Raw genomic sequence first — 17,980 nt, forward strand, 5'->3', positions numbered from 1 at the left:
GGCGACGAGATCACGAGGCCGGCCGCAGCAGCGCCACGAACGCCGCCGCTGCGGGCGACAGGCTGTATGCCCTGCGCGTGATCAGGTAGATCGGCGGCACGCGGATCGGCAGCTTCACCGGCAAAGTGCGCAGCACACCAAGCCGCGCATAGTGCGCCGCCTGCGAGGCCGGCATCACCGCGCACATGTCCGAGTGCTCCAGCAATGCGGTCATCGCGATCGGCGACGCCGTCTCCGTGACGCGCAGCCGCTCCTGGATGCCGGCCTCGTGCAGTGCCGCCTCGAAGCGCCCGCGCTGCGGTGAGCCGGGCGGCTGCAGCAGCCACGGCCACTCGACCAGTTCGCGCAAGGACACCGACCTGCGCCTGAGGAGCGGATGGGTCTTGCGCACCACGACCACCTGCGGCTCGCCGAGCAACGGCACGCAGTCGAAGGCCTCGGCGCTGTGGTCCTCCGTGAGGCGGCCGAGCATCAGGTCGACCTCGCCACGCGCGAGCAGGCGCAGCATCACGTCGCTGGTGTCGACCACGACGCTGACCGCCACGCGCTCGTGCTCTTGCTGATAGGCCACCAGCGTCGGCGCGAGCAGTTCCGGCACCGCGCCCGGCACGCTGCCCACGCGGAGCGCGCCGCTGAGGCCCGAGCGCAACGCCTCGACTTCCTCGCACACTGCGCCGAAATCGGTGAGAACCCATCGGGCATGGCGCACCAGCGCCTGGCCGTAGGGCGTGGGCGTCATGCCGCGCGCGATGCGGGTGAACAGTGGCACCGCGAAGGTCTCTTCGAGCTGCTGCAGGAGCTTCGTCGCCGCCGGCTGGCTGATGTTCATCGCCGCCGCGGCGCGGCCGAGGTTGCGATGCTGGTCGAGCAACGCGAGCAGCACCCATTGCCGCGTGCGAAGCCGCAGCAGCAGGCGCCATGGCGGGAGATCGGTGGACGGACGAGTCATATACGTACGTATATGAATTCTTCAGAAATCGCGATTGGATTGGAATGGCGAACATCCCTAAGCTCTTTGCGTCGGACTTCAAAAAAGACTCGGAGACACGCCCCCATGCCATTCCAGCCCTTGCTGCGCGGCGCCGCTGTCCGCGGACTCGCCGTCCTGCTGCTGATCGCGGTGCCGCTCGCGGCGGCCGCGCAGAACGCCTACCCCGACAAGCCCGTGCGGATCATGGTCGGTGCGTCGGCGGGCGGCGGCACCGACATCCTCGCGCGCCTGCTCGCGGACAAGTTCGCCGTTGCCCTGAAGCAGCCGGTCATCGTCGAGAACAGGCCCGGCGCCTCGAACACCATCGCGGCCGAACTCACGGCCCGCGCAGCGAACGACGGCAGCACGCTGCTGCTCGCCACCAACACCGGCCAGGCGGTCGCGCCGCATCTGCTCAAGCTCAAGTACGACCCGCTCAAGGACCTGCAGCCGGTGGGCCTGGTGGCGGTGATGCCCAACGTGCTGGTGGTGCCGTCCACGTCGCCCTACCAGAGCGTGAACGAACTGGTCGCGGCGATGCGCGCCAGGCCCGGCGCGTTCAGGTACGCCTCCTCGGGCATCGGCAGCACGCAGCACGTGGGCGGCGAGGCCTTCGCGCTGGCCACCGGGACGAAGGCCATCCATGTGCCCTATCGCGGCAGCTCGCAGGCGCACATCGACATCATCGGCGGGCAGGTCGAGATGATGTTCGACAGCACCTCGTCGGCCATGCAGCAGATCAAGGCGGGCAAGCTGCGGCCTCTCGCGGTCGCGGCGGCCAAGCGCACGCCCGAGTTGCCTGACGTGCCGACGCTCGCGGAAGCCGGCGTCAGCGGTGCGGACGTCAATACCTGGTACGGCCTCTTCGTCACCGCCGGCACGCCGCGCGCGGCGGTGGAGCGCCTCAACGTCGAGCTCACCCAGAGCCTGCGCATGGCCGACGTGCAGGAACGCATCAAGGCGCTCGGCGGCGAGATCACGCCGATGGACATCGCCACCTTCGCGGAGATGAACCGCAGCGAGTTCGAACGCTACGGCAAGCTGGTCCGGGACACCGGGATGCGCGCCGAGTGACACACAACCTGAGGATAGAACGTCGATGAAACCCAGAATCGCAGTGCTGCCCGGCGACCCGAGCGGCATCGGCCCCGAAATGACGGCCAGGCTGCTCGCGCGGGCACACAACATCGAGGCGGCGGACCTGCTGCTGATCGCCGATCCACTGGTGCTCGAAAGCGGTTGGCGCATCGCCGGCGGCGCCGCGCCCGACCCGCTGCCACTGCCGGGGCTCGACGCGCTGCGTTTCGAAGCGGGCCGACCGAGTCTGCTGGTGCAGGACACCATGGGCGGACGGGCGCCGGTACTCGGCGAGTCGAATGCGCACTCCGGCAAGGCCTCCTTCGAGGCGATGCAACTCGCCACCGAGGCGGTGCGCCGGGGGCTGGTCGACGGCATCGTCTTCGCCCCGCTCAACAAGCATTCGTTGCGGCTCGGCGGATTGCAGCATGAGGACGAGCTGCGCTACATGCAGGAGCGCTTCGACGTGCCGGGCTTCGTGTGCGAATTCAACATCACGGGCCACCTGTGGACCTCGCGCGTGACATCGCACGTACCGCTCAAGGATGTCGCGGCCCTCATCACCGGCGACGCGGTGCAGGACGCGGTGCGGATCATCCACGGCGCCCTCGTCCGCGCCGGTGTCGAGGCGCCGCGCATCGCGGTCTCGGGCCTCAATCCGCATGCGGGCGACGGCGGTTCCATCGGCTCCGAGGAGATCGAGGTCATCGCGCCGGCGGTGCGCGCGCTGCAGGCGCAGGGCATCGATGCGCGCGGCCCCTACTCGCCCGATACGGTCTTCATCGGCGCGCGGCGCGGCGACTTCGACGCGGTCGTGTCGATGTACCACGACCAGGGCCAGATCGCGATGAAGCTCATGGGCTTCGAGCAGGGCGTGACGCTGCACGGCGGGCTCCCGGTGCCGGTGGCCACCTCCGCGAGTGGCAGCGCCTTCGACATCGCGGGCCAGGGCCTCGCGAAGATCGAGGGCCTGCAGCATGCCTTCGACCTGTGCGTGCGCATGGCGCGCGAATCAGCAGATGCACGAGCGGCGCAGGCGGCCGGCTGACCGCGCGCCGGCCGGTCCTACTTCTTCACCACGACGACGCGGCCCCAGTCCCGGTAGATGACGCGCATCGGCAGCCCGCGCTGCTGCAGCTCGGTCCAGATCACCGGGTTGATGTAAGCCGCGGCCTGTGGGAGCGCCTGCCAGCGCGTGACGAACTCGTCGACGGTCTTGAGCCACTTGTCGGGCTCCTGGACTTCGCCGAGGGCGAATTCATCCATGTAGGCCACCAAGGTCACGTCGCGGCCGAGATAGAAAGGCAGTGTCTGGTCGTACGCGGCGACGGCGAACACCGGCGTACCCGGGTGCAGTTCCGCGCGCAGCGCCGCGGCGAAAGGCGCCGCACTCTTGAGCTGCCCATACGCGTCGTGCGATCGAAGGACCACCGTGGTCGCGATCAGATGGCCGAATGCCACGCACAGGATCGCGACCGTCACCTTCCGGCGGGCGAGGCTGAACCAGCCAAGGCCGGCAAAGGCCACGAAGACGACTGCGCCGACACGAAAGGCCTGCGCCATCGGCGCGAACACCTCGGCAGGCGCCGCAGCTGATGCGAACCGGGCCGCATTCATCGAGATGACGAAAGCCGCCACCCAGGCGAGCGTCGGCAGCAGCAGATGCCAGCGCAATGTGCCTGGTTTCATGTCGCGCAGCGCCCGCGCGGCCAGCAGCGCGAGCGCCGGGAACATCGGCAGGATGTACGACGGCAGCTTGGAGCCCGAGGCGCTGAAGAACAGGAACACGAAGGCGCACCAGACGATGAGCAGGTCGCGCACTTGGCCATCGCGGCGTTCAACCTCCTGTGCGCCCGACCGTCCCAGCCAGGGCAAGGTGCTGGTCCATGGCAGCATGCCCCCCAGCAGCAGCGGCACGTAGTACCACCACGCGCCCTGCCGCTGGTGCACGGTGGTCAGGTAGCGCGCAAAGTGTTCGTGCACGAAGAAGAACTGGGCGAAGATCGGATTGCGCATCGACACCAGGACGAACCAGGGCGTCGCGAGTGCGAAGAGGATCAGCAGCCCGGAAAACCAGTGCATGCCGCGGATCAGCGATACATCGCGGCGCCACAGGCTGGTGACGAACAGCACGCCAGCCGGGATGGCCACGCCCACCAGTCCCTTGCTCAGCACCGCGCCAGCCATCGCCGCCCAGGCAAGCCAGATCCAGCGGCGCCGCGCCGCGGCGTCCGTCGCAGCGCCTTCGGCGATCAGGACCGCGCAGAGCGTGACCGTCAGGAAGAAGGTCAGCCCTGCATCGAGCGTGAGGAAGTGGCTGTTGCCGACGACCCATGTCATGGAGGCCGCGATCGCCAGCGCACGGATGCCGCTCTCGCGCCCCCAAAGTCGGGCGGCGGTGTAGCCCACCATCAGCAGCGTGAGGAAGCCCGAAAGCGCGGGCCACAGGCGTGCAGAGAATTCGGAGACGCCGAAGCCGAGGAAGGCGAGCGCGCCTATCCAGTACTGCATGACCGGCTTCTCGAAATAGATCAGCCCGTTCAGGCGCGGCGTGATCCAGTCGCCGCTGCGCGCCATCTCGAGCGCGATCGAGGCATAGCGGCCTTCGTCCGGACTGATCAGCGAGCGCGAGCCGAGATCGGCGAACCAGAGCACGCCCAGCAGCACGAGCATCAGGACGAGAGCGAACGTCCCGATCGCGGCAGGCTCGCCGATGCTTCCGGCGCCGGAAGGGGGCAGCCAGCTGTCGGAGTCGCCGGGCGGGGTGCCGCTGCCGGGAAGAGCGCTCTTCCTGGATGCGCGTAGTCGTATTGCAGGAAACACGTGATGTCGGAGGTCGCCAGATGGAAGCGGCCGAGGTTGCGCCGCGGGAATGAATCTCAGGTTAATGCACCTGAACAGCGCCTGAATGCAATGCGCAGGCCGGGCTGGTCGAAGAATTCGGTGCGCTGGCGAGCGCACCGCTCACGATACTGGGCGACCGGCTCGGCTTGATCGCGTGGGCTTCGAGGTCGCCGGCGTCAAGACCTGTCCGGGCCGCGACTTCGACCTGGTCGCATTCGGGTGCGAATCGCGAGCACGCAGAGCACCGTGGTGAGACGCCTCTTCCTGCGCGAGACCGGGATGAACCTCTGCGCATGATCCAATGCGCGGATCGCTTTCAAGGGCCGGCCCATTGAATCTCGTCTCTTCGACCTCGCTTCGGTACTTCGCGGAAGTCGTGCGGACCGGCTCCATCCGCGCCGCTTCGGAAAATCTCTATGTCGCCTCCTCGGCGATCAGCCGGCAGCTCGCAATGCTCGAAGACGCGCTCGGCGCGCCGGTGCTCGAACGCCGCCAGGGCCGCGGGAAGGTGAAGCTCACCGCCGCCGGCGAAGCGCTCATGCGCTACTACAAGAACGTGAGCAACGAATCCCGGCGCCTGCATTCGGAGATCGAGTCGCTCCAGGGCCTCAGGCGCGGGCACATCAACTTCGGCATGCCGGAGTCGCTCGTGCGCGATCTCATGCCGAAGTTCCTCTCGGACTTCTCGAACCGCTTTCCGGGGATTTCGTTCAACGTCCATGTCGCGGGCAGCCCGAGGCTCGCGGAGATGGTGCTGAACGACGAACTGGACGCCTGCTTCACCTTCGGCGATGTGCCGCTGCAGGATCTCTCGGTTCTCTACACACGGCTTCTGCCGCTTTTCGTGCTGGTGCCCAAGGGGCATCCGCTCGAGCACTTCGAGACGCTCCGGCTCAGCGATTGCGCCGAGTACGGCCTCTCGACGCTGGACTCGTCGCTCTGGGCCAAGCAGCAGTACGACGAGATGCTCGCCAAGGCCAAGATCCGGCCGCGGGTCGCGCTGGAGACCAACTCCTACGAGCTCATGCGCAATGTCGCAGCCGAAGGCATGTGCCTCACGTTCACGACCCGGCCGCTGGACGACCCCTTCGGCAATCCGCGGGCCGGTTCGTACATTCCGCTGAAGGATTCCCGCGCGAGGCCGCAGCGTTTCGCGCTGAGCGTCCACAAGGGCCGCAACCTGCCCTTGGCGGTCGATGCGTTCCTGCGCGAGCTCACGCGCGTGCTCGCGGAGGTGGAGCGGCGCGCCAAGTCGCCGCGCGCCGCTGCTGCATGACGAACGGACTCAGCCCGCAGCCAGCTCCGCCGGCGTCTTGTACTTCTGCACCGACGCGAACCGGCTCACGAGGTACTCGCCCGACTTGATCGGCGCATGCCGGGGCTCGCCCGACGCCGGCACGAATTCGGGCAGGCAGGCGACCGGCGTGTCGTAGTCAAGGTTGAAGAAGGTAGGGATCGAGTAGCGCTCCTTGCCGGTGCGGTTCGCGACCCGGTGCGGGTTCGAGACATAGACGTCGTTGGTCCAGACCTTCACCAGGTCGCCGAGGTTGATCACGAGCGTCCCCTCGATGTAGGGCGCCGCGACCCATTCGCCGCCGCGGGTGCACAGCTCCAGGCCGCCGATGGGGTCCTGCGCCAGGAGCGTCAGCATGCCGTAGTCGGTGTGCGCCGCGGCGCCGAGCTCGAGGTTGGTGAACGACTGCTGCGGCGGATAGTGGAAGAGCCGCGACTGGACCATCGGCTTCTTCGCGTACTGGAGGAAGAAGTCCTCTTCCTTGCCCACCGCGGTCGCGAAGACTTTCAGCAGGCTGCGGCCGAGCAGGATCGTCGCGTCGAAGTACTTCATGGCCGCCTCTTCCAGCCATGGCTTGTCGGCAGGCCAGCGATTGGGGCCATGCAGCGGTCGGCCGGAGGCGACATCGGGATCGCTCAAGGGCAGGTCCATGCCGAGCTCGTAGCTTTCCTTGAGGTCGGGCTTGTGGCCCGGGTGCTGCGTCACGCCCATCGGCATGAAGCCGCGGCGGAAGCGTTCGTCGATCTTGTCGCGAAGCCGCTCTTCCATCGGCAGCGACATGTAGCGCCGGGTGGCCTCGAAGACGCCGTCGATCGTCGCCTGCGGCACGCCGTGATTCTTCACATAGAAGAAGCCGGTGTTGGTGCAGGCCGCCTTGAATTGCTCCACGACCGGCCCGATCGGGCCGCCCGCGAGCCACTCGCCGAGGTCGAGGATCGGCATTTCCGTGGCGGATGCGCGGCGCGGCGCAGCCACCTGATGTTCATTCAGGTTCATTCGATTTGCTCCTTGGTTGGCGTTGGGGTGGGATCAGCTGCCGCGCGACTGGTCCGTGAATGCATCGGCCCAGAAGATGACGCGACGCGCAATGGCCTTGACGATCGCGTGCAGCACGATGCCGATGAGCGACAGGATGATGAGGATGGCGAACATGCCCGCGGCATCCATCGAGAAGTTGCGCTGCAGGATGAGGTAGCCGAGGCCCGCCTGCGCGCCGACGAATTCGCCGACGATGGCCCCGATGACCGCGAGCACGATCCCGATGTCGAGCCCCGCGAAGACATAGGGCAGCGCATGCGGCAGCCGCACCATGCGGAACACATGCCAGCCCGATGCGGTGAAAGCGCGCATCAGGTCGATCTGGTCGCGCGGCGCCGACCTGAGGCCGACGATGGTGTTGGCAAGCACCGGGAAGAAGACGATCGTCGCGGTGATCACCACCTTGGACGCGGTGCCGAAGCCGAACCACAGCACGAACAAGGGCGCGACCGCGACCTTGGGCACCGTCTGGAAGGCGACCACGTACGGATACAGCACCGCTTCGAGCAGGGCGCTCTGCCCGATCAGCGCGCCGAGCAGGAAGCCCGCAAGCGCGCCGACCGCGAAGCCCGCAAGAATCTCGTAGAGCGTGACCCACAGGTGCGACCAGATCTCGCCGGACACCAGCACGTCGTAGACCGCGCGCGCGACGCGCTCCGGCCCCGGAAAGATCAGGTGCGAGACACCGAACGCGGAGATGGCGACATGCCAGATGCCCATCACAGCGATGAAGAAGAACGCGATGAGCATGCGGCGCTTCAGGGGCGTGAGCGCGTTCGCCTGGACTTCGGACGAGGTTGCAGGGGTGGCCATCAGTCGAGCCCTCCGCTCGCGTTCAGGTTGGCCCGGATGCCGGAGACATAGGCGCCGAAGCGCTCGGTGTTGATCACGTCCAGCGTGCGCGGCGACGGAAGATCGACGTCGATCACCTGCGTCACGCGGCCGGGACGCGGCGACATCACGATCACCCGGTCGCCGAGGAACACCGCCTCGGGGATGCTGTGGGTGACGAGCATGATGGTCGCGCCGGTGCGCTCGCGCAGCTTGAGCAGCTCGACGTTCATGGTCTCGCGCGTCATCGCGTCGAGCGCGCCGAAGGGCTCGTCCATGAGCAGCAGCATCGGGTCGTTGACCAGCGCACGCGCGATGCCCACGCGCTGCTGCATGCCGCCCGAGAGTTCGTTCGGGTACTTGGTCTCGAACCCCGCGAGCCCGACGAGCTGGAGGTAGTGCATCGCACGCTCGCGCGCGGTCTTCGGGTCGCGGCCCTGGATCTGCGCGGGCACGAGCACGTTCTCGAGGATGTTTCGCCAGGGCAGCAGCACCGGCGCCTGGAAGACGACGCCGATCTCGCGGCTGGGGCCGGTGTGCTCGCGGCCGCCCAGTTCGACATTGCCGCCCGTCGCGCGATCCAGCCCTGCAAGAATGCGCAGCAACGTGCTCTTGCCGCAGCCGCTGGGACCCACGACGGTGACGAATTCCCCGCGCTGCACGCGGAAGTCGACGTCCTGCAAGGCGATGACATCGCCTCCGTCCTTCGAGCGGAAGGTCTTTCGCAATCGGTCGAAGCGGAAGGCCGGCCTCGCTTCCGACGCCACGGCTGAGCTCATTCGTGCTCCTTGGGATGGTGAGGACGGGACCTTGCCAGCCAGTCGTCGATGCGAGCGAGCGCGTCGTCGCGCTGTGCCTCGGGAATGAACGCGGCCTCGAAGCTGTTGCGCGCGAGCTGCGCGAGATGCTCGCGGCTGAGGCCGAGGGCCTGCTGGCACGCGAGGTAGTTGTCGTTGACGTAGCCGCCGAAGAAGGACGGATCGTCCGAGTTCACGGTCACGCACAGGCCGGCGTCGAGCAGGCGTTTGAGCGGATGCGCAGCCACCGCGGGAATGACCTGCAGCTTGAGGTTGGACAGCGGGCACATCGTGAGCGGGATGCGGCGCTTTGCGAGTTCCGCGACCAGCGATGGATCGTCGATGCAGGCGTTGCCATGGTCGATGCGATGCACTTCCAGCACGTCGACCGAATCGCGCACGTAGGCGGCCGGCCCCTCCTCGCCCGCGTGCGCCACGACCTTGAAGCCGAGTGCGCGGCAGCGGCGGAAAAACTCGGCGAACTTGGCGGGCGGATTGCCGACTTCGGCGCCGCCCAGCCCGAAGCCCAGCAACTGGCCGTGCCAGGGGCGAAGCGCGTCCAGCATGGCCAGGGCTTCCTCCTCGGTGCGATGCCGTTGCGCCAGAACGATCAGGCCCGAGGTCACGGCATCTTCCGCACGCGCATCGGCCATCGCGCCGAGCACGCCTTCCATCACGGCGGCAAGCGGAACGCCGCGCGTGGTGTGTCCTTGCGGACCGAGGAACAGCTCGGCGTGCAGCACATGGTCGGCATGCGCACGGCGCAGGTAGTCGCGGGTGACGTCGTGGAAGTCCTGTGCCTTCACCAGCACGCGGCAACCGTCGTAGTAGAGGTCAAGAAAGTCCTGCAGGTCGGTGAAGCGGTAGGCGGCGCGCAGCTCGTCCTCCGTCTGCCAGCGCACGGCCACGCCGTTGCGGCGGGCCAGGCGCAGGAACAGGTCGGGCTCGATCGAGCCTTCGATGTGCATGTGGAGTTCGGCCTTCGGCAGGCCGGCCACGAACTGCTCGGGTGTCATCGCGGGCGTCACTCAAACGCCCTTGCAGGCCTTGGCGGCATCGACGACCGCCTTGTGGTCGAAGTTGTTGATCGCCTCGACGAAGCCGGGCTTGAGGTAGAGCATCGATTCGGGCGCGACCGTGCGCTTGACGAGGCCGTCCTTCACCATCTGGTCCTGCATGCGGCCATAGGCAGCCGGGCTCATCGCGCCGATCAGCTTGCCACCGTTCATCGCCTGCGCGGCCGACATGGTCTCGAGCTGCGTCTGCAGCAAGGCGAGATCCCACCTGGCGAGCGTCGCTTCATCCGCGCCGGTGGGCTTGGTGCTCGGGAAGTACTTCCAGTGGATCTTGCGCGTGCATTCCGGGTTGGTCTGCGCGAAGAGCGTGGCCTTGGCCGCGCCGCGGGAGATCGCCTCGACCATGGCCGGATCGGTGTCGATGGTCTTCTGCATGGTCGCGAAGGTGAAGTCGGGCAACGCGCGCCACGCGGGGTCGAACAGGACGCGCATCTTCGTGCCGGCGTTCTCGAAGCCGGTGAGGGCCGACCCCCAGAACATCAGCGCCTGCACGCGGTCGGACTTCATCGCCTCCAGCGCCGGGGCGCCCGCACCGGTGGCGATGATCTGCACGTCGGTATCCGGATTGATGCCGTTCGCGCGCAGATAGCCCTTGAGCAGCGGCATGCCGCCCGTGCCGAGGCTGAAGATGCCGATCTTCTTGCCCTTGAGGTCGGTCACCGACTTGATGGCGCTGTCCTGCGGAACGCCGATGCCCCAATCGATCACGCCGGTGCCCATCAGGCCGCGCACCGCCACGTCGTTGTCGACGTTGGCCTGGATCAGGCCGGTCGAGTTGACCTGCGCGAAGTCCACGCCGCCCGCGACCATCTGCTGGATGCCCTGCAGCGAGCCGGCCGTGGTGACGATTCTGACGTCGTAGCCCTCGTCCTTCCAGTAGCCGAGCGCGATCGGCAGCGTGAGCCATGGATAGGTCACGTTGACCACCTGCGTGCCCAGCGCGATGGTGACCGGCTTCAGCGGCTTGGCAGGCGTGGTCTGGCCCGCCGCGTCGAGGGCCAGCAGGCTGAGCGCAGCGCCGGCCGCGAGGGCCACGAGGCGTGCGAAGTTAGGAAGAAACGAGGCTTTCATCGAGCGTCCTTGATTGCGGAATTCGCTCGAAGATTAGCAACGTGAATGCGTTTGCTGTGATCAATATTCAGACGGTAATGATCTGAAAATTAGCGCATTTAATCGGACCTTTTCTGCATTCATTCGGGGCAGAAAGCATCGTCGTTGGGCACGTTCCGACGCCGAAGGCGGATGCGGCACAGCCCCTCGGGTTCAAGGCACTGCGTTGGTGCGGGGCGTCGAAAAGCGCCGACTACCGGAAGCGGCTTGCCAGGTAAGGCGCCGGGTCGATGAAGGGCGCCACGCCCTCGATCAGGTCTGCCATCAGGCGGCCGCTGGCCGGCCCCAGCGTGAACCCCTGGTGCGCGTGACCGAAGTTGAACCAGAGCCCCGGATGGTTCGGCGCCGGGCCGATGACCGGTTTCATGTCCGCGGTGCAGGGGCGGTTGCCCACCCAGGGCTCGGCTTCGACCGGATCCGGCAGGTCGAGAAGTTCGCGCGCCGCGGCTTCCGCCTTGGTGAGCTGCACCGGCGTGGCCGGCGCGCCGATGCGGGCGAACTCCGCCCCCGTCGTGAGGCGAACGCCCTGCGCCATGGGCGCGAGCACGAAGCCGCATTCGGCGTCGAGCATCGGCAACCGCAGGCCGGGACCGCCGCGGTAGTGCCGGTGGTAGCCGCGCTTGACGAACAGGGGCAGCCGATAGCCGAGCGGCGCGATCAGTGCATCGGCCCATGGGCCGAGAGCCACGACCGCGTGCCGCGCCGTCAGCGGCCCGGCGGCCGTCTGGACCTGCCACCCGCCGCCTGCGGCCTGCAAGCTGGACGCATCGCCCTCGACCAGTTGGCCGCCCAGCGCCTCGAAGCGTTGCGCGTAGCGCGCCACCAGCGCGCCCGGATCGCTCACGGACCAGGGGTCGAGCCAGTGCAGCGCACCGGCCATGCGTTGGCGCAGGCCCGGTTCCGCCCGGGCCAACGCGTCGCCGTCCTCCAGCGCATGGCTCACGCCGTACTCGGCCGCAAGCCGGGCCGCGCGCGTCGCCGCCTCTTCCATCGCGGCGGGCGTGCGAAAGACGAAGCGATAGCCTTCCTTGCGCACGAGGTCGTGCGCACCGGACTCGGCCATCAGCACCTCGTGCTCGGTCAGGCAATGCGCGATCAACCGGCTGTAGGCCTGCGCGATCGGCGCGTAGTGCGTAGGCGCCGAGGCATGCCAGTAGCGCGCGAGCCGCGGCAGCACTTCCGGCAGCGCGCTCAGGTGGTAGTTGACGTCGATGCCGCGCTTGAAAGCAACGTCGAAGACCGCCTGCCACTCGCGCGGAAAGGCATAGGGCTCGACCGCCTCGCGCTGGATGATCCCGGCGTTGCCGTAGGAGGTCTCCCGCCCGGGTGCCCGACGGTCGACCATTGCGACGGCATGCCCGCGCCGTGCGAGCTGCAGCGCGGTGCAGGTGCCGACCATGCCGGCTCCCAGGACGAGGACCTCGGTGGACATGCGCGCGCTCCTTGCGGGATCAGTCGCGCTGCGCCGCCGTCACGGTGACCTCGAGGCGGGCGCCGGGCGCCAGCAGGCTCGCGACCACGGTGGTGCGCACCGGAAGCGGATCGCGGAAGTGCTTGCGGTACTCCGCATTGAAGGCCGCGAAGTCGGCGCCATCGACCAGATGGACCGCCACCTGCACCACGTCGTCGAGGCCGAGGCCCACGGTGCCTAGCGTCGAGCCGATGCGCTGCAGCACCAGCGCGGTCTGCGCCGCGATGCCGTCGGGGATGCTGCCGTCGTCCGCAAAAGGCATCTCGCCGGACAGGAAGGCCAGGCCCTTGGCGAGCCGGAGCTTGGAAAAAGGGAGTGCGGGTGCTTGGGTCATGAGCGGAGGCGTCCTTGCAGTGAACGTGCGATTGTGAAATGCGACCGCCGTCTTCGGTTGGCAATCTATTGAAGACATCGTTGCGAATATCGCAATCCGATGCGTCGTCCTCTACCCTTCCCTGCGCACCGCCTCCCGCAGGTGATCGAGGAAGGCGCGGCAGGCGCCGGGCAAGGTGCGTCCGGCCATGGTCTGGATCTCGAAGTGACGCTCGTTCATCTCGCGGTCGCGCAATGGCACGGCGACGAGGTTGCCGGTCTTCAGGCGGTTGCGCAGCGCGGCTTCGCCGCTGAGCGCGATGCCGCCGCCGGCCGCGGCGAACGAGATCGAGGCATCGAGCCGGTTGCTCAGCAGCGCAGGCTCGCACTGCAGGCCCTGGCGACTGCAACTGATGTCGAACAGCTGGCGCAGCGTCGAGTACGGCCCCGGCATCGCCATCGGGTAGCCGACCAGCTGCGCGAGCGCCAGCTGTCGCCGCGAGGCGAGCGGATGGTCCTTCGCCATGATCGCGAGGATGGGCGACGGATGGCGCAGCTCGACGTTGATCTGGCGCTCGGAGCTGGTGCTGAGCGTGACGCCGATGTCGACCTCGCCGTCGCGCACCAGCTGGGGAATCTCGGCCTGCATGTGGACGTTCAGCGCGAAGCGGATGCCGGTGTACTCGCGCTGAAACTCGGCGATGAGGCTGGGGAGGAATTCGGACGCAAAGCCCTCGGTGCTGGCGATCCGCACGAGCCCCGTCTGCAGGCCGCGCAGCGCCTGGATGTCGTCGGTCACGCGCTCGATGTCCTGCCAGGCGCGCTTGGCATGCGCGGCCAGCAGTTCGCCGGCTGCGTTGGGCACCATGCCGCGTGCCCGGCGCTCGAACAGAAGGGTGTCGAGTTCGCTTTCGAGGTGCGCGATGTGGCGGCTGACCGCGGAGGGCGCCACGCTCAGGCGCTCGGCCGCGGCGGTGACGGAGCCGGTGCGAACGACCTCCAGGAAGTGGCGCAGTGCAGTGTCCTGGAGGACGCGTCGGTTGATGTTCTTGACCACGGGTTGACCCTGATGTGATTTGCGATTATCGCAACAATACGTTCAGATCATGGCTGTTGCTGGGAATGGTCGGCCTTCCTACGATGAGGTCTCGCCCCCGCCATCCCCACCCCACACGCACCCGCCGCCGCCATGCACACCCCGTTCCTGCGCACATTCGGGCTCGCCGCCCTCGGCGCCTTCAGCGCCCTCGGACTCCCTGCCGCTGCCCTCGCCGAGGACAGCTTCCCCTCGCGGCCGATCACGATCGTCGTACCTTTTCCACCGGGCGGAGGCGGCGACGTCCAGACGCGCCTGGTGGCCCAGAAGATGGGCGAGAAGCTCGGCCAGACCGTGATCGTCGACAACAAGCCCGGCGCCGGCACCGCCATCGGTGCGGCCTTCGTCGCCAACGCGAAGCCCGACGGCTACACGCTGCTGATGAGTTCCGCCTCCACCTACACGCTGAACCCGGCGATCCGCAAGTCGCTGCCCTATGACCCGGTCAAGAGCTTCGAGCCGATTGGCATCATCAGCCGGGTCGGGCTGGTGCTGCTGGCCAATCCCAAGGTCCCCGTGAACAACCTCAAGGAGCTGGTGGCCGCCGCCAAGCCGGCACCCGACAAGTACAGCTATGCCTCGTTCGGCTCGGGCACGAGCTCGCACTTCGCGGCCGAGATGGCGCTGCAGGCCATGGGCATCCGGCTGATGCACGTGCCGTACAAGGGCAGCGGTCCGGCCATGACCGACCTGATCGGCGGGCAGGTGCCATTCTCCTTCGACACCGTGACCGCCGCGCTGCCGCAGATCAAGGCGGGCAAGGTCAGGGCGATCGCCATCACGACGGCCAAGCGCTCGCCGCTGCTGCCCGACGTGCCCACCTTTGCGGAGTCCGGTTACCCGACAGCGGTGCTCGACAGCTGGGGCATGGTGGCAGCGCCGCGCGGCCTGCCGCCGGCGGTGCACGCGAAGCTGGAGAAGGCGCTGGCGGAAACGATCGCCGATCCGGGGGTGCGCAAGGGCTTCGCCGATCAGGGCGTGGAGGCCAGCTTCGTCGATTCGGCCAAGGCCGCCGCCCATCTCGAGGCCGAACTGCCCCTGATGCGCGCGGTCGCGGCGCGCGCGAACATCCAGCCGGAATGAGCAGCATGCGCCAGCCATCGAATACCACGGCCCTGGTCGAGCACACCGCCGTCGAATTGCGCCGGATGATCGCGAGCCGCGAGGTCTCGCCGGTCGAACTGCTGGAGGCCTGCATCGAGCGCATCGAGACGGTCAATCCCTACGTCAACGCGGTCACCGCGACCTGCTTCGAGCGAGCGCGAGGCGAGGCGCGCGCCGCCGAGAAGGCGGTGCTGCGCAGCGAACCGCTGGGCCTTCTGCACGGCCTTCCCGTGGGCGTGAAGGACCTGGAGCCCACCGCCGGCCTGCTCACCACCTTCGGCTCACCGGCCTTTCGCGCGAACGTGCCGGCGCAGGACATCGAGTTGGTGGCCCGCCTGCGCCGCGCCGGCGGCATCGTTGCCGGCAAAACCAACGTGCCCGAGATGGGCGCCGGCGCCAACTCGCGCAACCCGGTCTGGGGCGCGACCGGCAACCCCTTCGACCCGAACCTGAATGCCGGCGGATCCTCAGGCGGCTCGGCGGCCGCGCTGGCCTGCGACATGCTGCCCGTGTGCACCGGCTCGGACACCGGCGGCTCGCTGCGCATCCCCGCCTCGAAATGCGGCGTCGTTGGCTTCCGCCCGTCGCCCGGCGTGGTGCCCAGCGTGCGCAAGCTGCTGGGCTGGACGCCGATCTCGGTGGTCGGCCCGATGGGCCGAACCGTCGCGGATGCCTGCCTGCAACTCGCGGCCACCGCCGGCATGCATCCGGGCGACCCGCTCAGCCATCCGCTCGATCCGCTGGCCTTCCTCGCGCCGCACGCGGCCGAGCTGGGCCGGCTGCGCGTGGCCTACACCACCGACTTCGACTGCTGCGACGTCGACCCGGACATCCGCGCCACCTTCACCGCCCGGATCGCCGCGATGCGGCATCTCTTCGCGCGTTGCGACGAGGTGCGCTTCGACCTCGGCGATGTGCATCGCTGCTTCGACGTGCTGCGCGCCGAAGCCTTCGTGGCCGGCATGCGCGAGGCCTACGAGAAGGACCCCGCGAGCCTCGGCGAGAACCCCCGCGCCAACTACGAACTGGGCGCCCGCATGAGCCTGCTCGACAGCGCCTGGGCCCAGGCCGAGCAGACCCGCATCCTCGGGCGCTTCCAGACCACTTTTGCCGACTACGACCTGGTGCTGGCGCCGACGACGCCGGTCTCGCCCTTCCCGTGGACCGAGCCCTACGCCCGCGTGGTGGACGGCAGGCCGCAGGCCAACTACTACCGGTGGCTCGCGCTGACCTACGTCACCACGCTGACGACGCATCCTGCGCTGTCGCTGCCCTGCGGCACCGACGCGAAGGGCATGCCCTTCGGGCTTCAGATCGTGGGGCCGTTCCGGGGCGACCTGCAGGTGCTGTCGGCCGCGCTGGCGATGGAACAGGCCTTCGCGTCCGACCCGGCGCTGCGCCGCCCGCGCCCCGACCTCTCTGCCCTGCGCATGCCGGCGCCTGCGCTGGACTCGATCGTCACCGCGCCGCCCCCGGTGGACTGGCGCGATGCAGGGAACACCCGCGGCGCGAGCAGCTCGGTCGTATAGGCTCGAAGCACCACCACGCACGAACACCATGGCCGCCGTTCCCACCACCGCCACGCTCCCCGAACTCGACCAGGCCCTCGCCGATCTGACGGACCGCTTCGTCGCCTCGAACCTCGCCAGCCGCGAGCGCTTCGAGGCCCACGCGCACTTCATGCCCGGCGCCAACAGCCGGTCGGTCCTTTTCTACGCGCCGTTCCCGCTCACGATGGCGCGCGGCGAAGGCGCCTTCCTGTGGGACCTCGACGGGCATCGCTACGACGACTTCATCGCCGAGTACACCGCCGGCGTCTATGGCCACTCGGCGCCGGAGATCCGGGACGCGGTGCTCGAAGCCATGGAAGGCGGCATCAACCTCACCGGCCACAACCTGCGCGAGGGCCGGCTCGCGCAGCTGATCTGCGAACGCTTTCCGCAGATCGAGCGCGTGCGCTTCACGAATTCGGGCACCGAGGCCAACCTGATGGCGATCACCGCGGCACTGCGCTTCACCGGGCGGTCACGAATCGTCGTGTTCTCGGGTGGCTACCACGGCGGCGTGCTGGGCTTCGGTGCGCAGCCCGCGCCCACCACCGTGCCGTTCGACTTCCTGGTGCTGCCCTACAACGACGAGGCGAGCGTGCGCGAGGCCTTCGCGCGCGAGGGACAGGACATCGCCGCTGTGCTGGTGGAGCCCATGCTGGGCGCCAGCGGGTGCATCCCCGGTCGCCCCGGCTTCCTGCAGGCGCTGCGCGCGCTGACGACCGAGGCCGGCGCACTGCTGGTGATCGACGAGGTGATGACCTCGCGCCTCGCGGGGCACGGCCTCGCCGCGCGGCACGGCATCACGCCCGACCTGTGCACCCTGGGCAAGTACATCGGCGGCGGCATGCCGTTCGGCGCATTCGGCGGCCGCGCGGACATCATGGCGCTGTTCGACCCACGCAGCGGTCCGCTCGCGCACTCGGGCACCTTCAACAACAACGTGGTCACGATGGCCGCGGGCCATGCAGGCCTGACGCGCCTGTTCACGCCAGCCGCGGCCGATGCATTGGCGGCTCGTGGAACCGGGCTGCGCGAGCGCCTCAACGCCCGTTGCGCCGAGGCCGGTGTCGCGCTGCAGTTCACCGGCGTCGGCTCCGTGATGAACGCGCATTTCGTCGGCGGCGAGATCCTGCGGCCCGAGGAGCTCGCGGCGGTCGACGCGCGCCTGCGCCAGCTGTTGTTCTTCCATCTGCTGGCGCGTGGCATCTATGCCTCGCCGCGGGGCTTCATCGTGTTGTCGCTGCCGCTGGGCGACGATGCCATCGCCCGCCTCGAAGAGGCCGTTGCCGACTTCCTCGCGCGCTATGGGCACCTGCTGGCAGCACGCGCCCCAAACTGACCCAGCCGAGGCCAGGAACCCCGCGGAACCGGCTTTGCCGGGCCGCCGGGGTTGCCCCCGGAAGGGGGTGT

At 68.4% G+C, this 17,980-nt stretch carries 16 protein-coding genes; 6 read left to right on the plus strand and 10 right to left on the minus strand.

Annotated features, from left to right (window positions below; all coding sequences use genetic code 11):
- Positions 1-10: 10 nt before the first annotated feature.
- Positions 11-949 carry a LysR family transcriptional regulator gene (locus tag BLW05_RS25655; RefSeq protein WP_177142817.1) on the minus strand — a complete coding sequence of 313 codons (939 nt, stop codon included), beginning with the start codon at positions 947-949 and terminating at the stop codon, positions 11-13.
- A 105-nt stretch (positions 950-1,054) separates the two neighbouring features.
- Between BLW05_RS25655 and BLW05_RS25660 the strand changes: the two genes are divergently transcribed.
- Both BLW05_RS25660 and BLW05_RS25665 read left to right on the plus strand, forming a co-directional pair.
- The gene (locus BLW05_RS25660) at positions 1,055-2,044 is read left to right on the plus strand and encodes a Bug family tripartite tricarboxylate transporter substrate binding protein (protein WP_093166398.1); all 990 of its coding nucleotides are present in this window, start codon (positions 1,055-1,057) and stop codon (positions 2,042-2,044) included.
- Positions 2,045-2,069: 25 nt separating this feature from the next.
- A complete protein-coding gene (locus BLW05_RS25665; RefSeq protein ID WP_093166399.1) occupies positions 2,070-3,095 on the plus strand; it encodes a 4-hydroxythreonine-4-phosphate dehydrogenase PdxA in 1,026 nt (341 codons plus the stop codon).
- A 17-nt stretch (positions 3,096-3,112) separates the two neighbouring features.
- On the opposite strand, the gene BLW05_RS25670 is transcribed toward BLW05_RS25665, so the two are convergent.
- Complete coding sequence (locus BLW05_RS25670; protein ID WP_143044923.1) at positions 3,113-4,870, minus strand: ArnT family glycosyltransferase; 1,758 nt, start codon at positions 4,868-4,870, stop codon at positions 3,113-3,115.
- A gap of 352 nt (positions 4,871-5,222) precedes the next feature.
- On the opposite strand from BLW05_RS25670, the gene BLW05_RS25675 reads away from it, so the two are divergent.
- Positions 5,223-6,167, plus strand: coding sequence for a LysR family transcriptional regulator (locus tag BLW05_RS25675; protein WP_177142818.1), 945 nt, complete (start codon positions 5,223-5,225; stop codon positions 6,165-6,167).
- 9 nt (positions 6,168-6,176) lie between these two features.
- Here BLW05_RS25675 and BLW05_RS25680 read toward each other — a convergent pair whose 3' ends face one another.
- The 8 genes from BLW05_RS25680 to BLW05_RS25715 all read right to left on the minus strand — a co-directional run bounded on the left by BLW05_RS25680 (position 6,177) and on the right by BLW05_RS25715 (position 13,877).
- Positions 6,177-7,181 carry an isopenicillin N synthase family dioxygenase gene (locus BLW05_RS25680; protein ID WP_093166402.1) on the minus strand — a complete coding sequence of 335 codons (1,005 nt, stop codon included), beginning with the start codon at positions 7,179-7,181 and terminating at the stop codon, positions 6,177-6,179.
- A 33-nt stretch (positions 7,182-7,214) separates the two neighbouring features.
- Entirely contained in the window at positions 7,215-8,036 is an 822-nt protein-coding gene (locus tag BLW05_RS25685) for an ABC transporter permease (protein ID WP_093166403.1), read from the minus strand.
- Positions 8,036-8,833: an ABC transporter ATP-binding protein gene (locus BLW05_RS25690; protein WP_093166404.1), complete on the minus strand. Its 798-nt coding sequence runs from the start codon at positions 8,831-8,833 to the stop codon at positions 8,036-8,038. Before BLW05_RS25690 ends, BLW05_RS25685 begins: the two co-directional genes overlap by 1 nt.
- The gene (locus BLW05_RS25695) at positions 8,830-9,867 is read right to left on the minus strand and encodes an adenosine deaminase (RefSeq protein WP_093166405.1); all 1,038 of its coding nucleotides are present in this window, start codon (positions 9,865-9,867) and stop codon (positions 8,830-8,832) included. The genes BLW05_RS25690 and BLW05_RS25695 overlap by 4 nt, the downstream gene beginning before the upstream one ends.
- Before the next feature lie 12 nt (positions 9,868-9,879).
- Positions 9,880-10,998 carry an ABC transporter substrate-binding protein gene (locus BLW05_RS25700; protein WP_093166406.1) on the minus strand — a complete coding sequence of 373 codons (1,119 nt, stop codon included), beginning with the start codon at positions 10,996-10,998 and terminating at the stop codon, positions 9,880-9,882.
- 232 nt (positions 10,999-11,230) lie between these two features.
- Entirely contained in the window at positions 11,231-12,469 is a 1,239-nt protein-coding gene (locus tag BLW05_RS25705; RefSeq protein ID WP_093166407.1) for an NAD(P)/FAD-dependent oxidoreductase, read from the minus strand.
- Positions 12,470-12,488: 19 nt separating this feature from the next.
- On the minus strand, positions 12,489-12,842 hold the full coding sequence (locus BLW05_RS25710) for a RidA family protein (protein ID WP_093166408.1): 354 nt from the start codon (positions 12,840-12,842) through the stop codon (positions 12,489-12,491).
- 111 nt (positions 12,843-12,953) lie between these two features.
- Complete coding sequence (locus BLW05_RS25715; protein ID WP_256330492.1) at positions 12,954-13,877, minus strand: LysR family transcriptional regulator; 924 nt, start codon at positions 13,875-13,877, stop codon at positions 12,954-12,956.
- A gap of 132 nt (positions 13,878-14,009) precedes the next feature.
- On the opposite strand from BLW05_RS25715, the gene BLW05_RS25720 reads away from it, so the two are divergent.
- Genes BLW05_RS25720 through BLW05_RS25730 form a run of 3 tightly spaced genes read left to right on the plus strand, consistent with a single transcriptional unit; the run spans position 14,010 to position 17,909 of the window.
- Positions 14,010-14,999, plus strand: coding sequence for a Bug family tripartite tricarboxylate transporter substrate binding protein (locus BLW05_RS25720; protein ID WP_093166409.1), 990 nt, complete (start codon positions 14,010-14,012; stop codon positions 14,997-14,999).
- Between the two features lie 5 nt (positions 15,000-15,004).
- Positions 15,005-16,549: an amidase gene (locus BLW05_RS25725; protein WP_093166410.1), complete on the plus strand. Its 1,545-nt coding sequence runs from the start codon at positions 15,005-15,007 to the stop codon at positions 16,547-16,549.
- 28 nt (positions 16,550-16,577) lie between these two features.
- Positions 16,578-17,909, plus strand: a complete 1,332-nt coding sequence (locus BLW05_RS25730) for an aspartate aminotransferase family protein (protein WP_093166411.1) — start codon at positions 16,578-16,580, stop codon at positions 17,907-17,909.
- Positions 17,910-17,980 lie beyond the last annotated feature (71 nt).

It is taken from the genome of Variovorax sp. YR216, assembly GCF_900107745.1.
Taxonomy (GTDB): Bacteria; Pseudomonadota; Gammaproteobacteria; order Burkholderiales; family Burkholderiaceae_C; genus Variovorax.

Bases quoted from the DNA above. Each gene is read 5' to 3' on its own strand.
- BLW05_RS25665 (WP_093166399.1), top strand. From the start codon at position 2,070: ATGAAACCCAGAATCGCAGTGCTGCCCGGCGACCCGAGCGGCATCGGC.
- BLW05_RS25695 (WP_093166405.1), bottom strand. From the start codon at position 9,867: ATGACACCCGAGCAGTTCGTGGCCGGCCTGCCGAAGGCCGAACTCCAC.
- BLW05_RS25680 (WP_093166402.1), bottom strand. From the start codon at position 7,181: ATGAACCTGAATGAACATCAGGTGGCTGCGCCGCGCCGCGCATCCGCC.
- BLW05_RS25685 (WP_093166403.1), bottom strand. From the start codon at position 8,036: ATGGCCACCCCTGCAACCTCGTCCGAAGTCCAGGCGAACGCGCTCACG.
- BLW05_RS25660 (WP_093166398.1), top strand. From the start codon at position 1,055: ATGCCATTCCAGCCCTTGCTGCGCGGCGCCGCTGTCCGCGGACTCGCC.
- BLW05_RS25700 (WP_093166406.1), bottom strand. From the start codon at position 10,998: ATGAAAGCCTCGTTTCTTCCTAACTTCGCACGCCTCGTGGCCCTCGCG.
- BLW05_RS25725 (WP_093166410.1), top strand. From the start codon at position 15,005: ATGCGCCAGCCATCGAATACCACGGCCCTGGTCGAGCACACCGCCGTC.
- BLW05_RS25720 (WP_093166409.1), top strand. From the start codon at position 14,010: ATGCACACCCCGTTCCTGCGCACATTCGGGCTCGCCGCCCTCGGCGCC.
- BLW05_RS25655 (WP_177142817.1), bottom strand. From the start codon at position 949: ATGACTCGTCCGTCCACCGATCTCCCGCCATGGCGCCTGCTGCTGCGG.
- BLW05_RS25710 (WP_093166408.1), bottom strand. From the start codon at position 12,842: ATGACCCAAGCACCCGCACTCCCTTTTTCCAAGCTCCGGCTCGCCAAG.
- BLW05_RS25705 (WP_093166407.1), bottom strand. From the start codon at position 12,469: ATGTCCACCGAGGTCCTCGTCCTGGGAGCCGGCATGGTCGGCACCTGC.
- BLW05_RS25690 (WP_093166404.1), bottom strand. From the start codon at position 8,833: ATGAGCTCAGCCGTGGCGTCGGAAGCGAGGCCGGCCTTCCGCTTCGAC.
- BLW05_RS25730 (WP_093166411.1), top strand. From the start codon at position 16,578: ATGGCCGCCGTTCCCACCACCGCCACGCTCCCCGAACTCGACCAGGCC.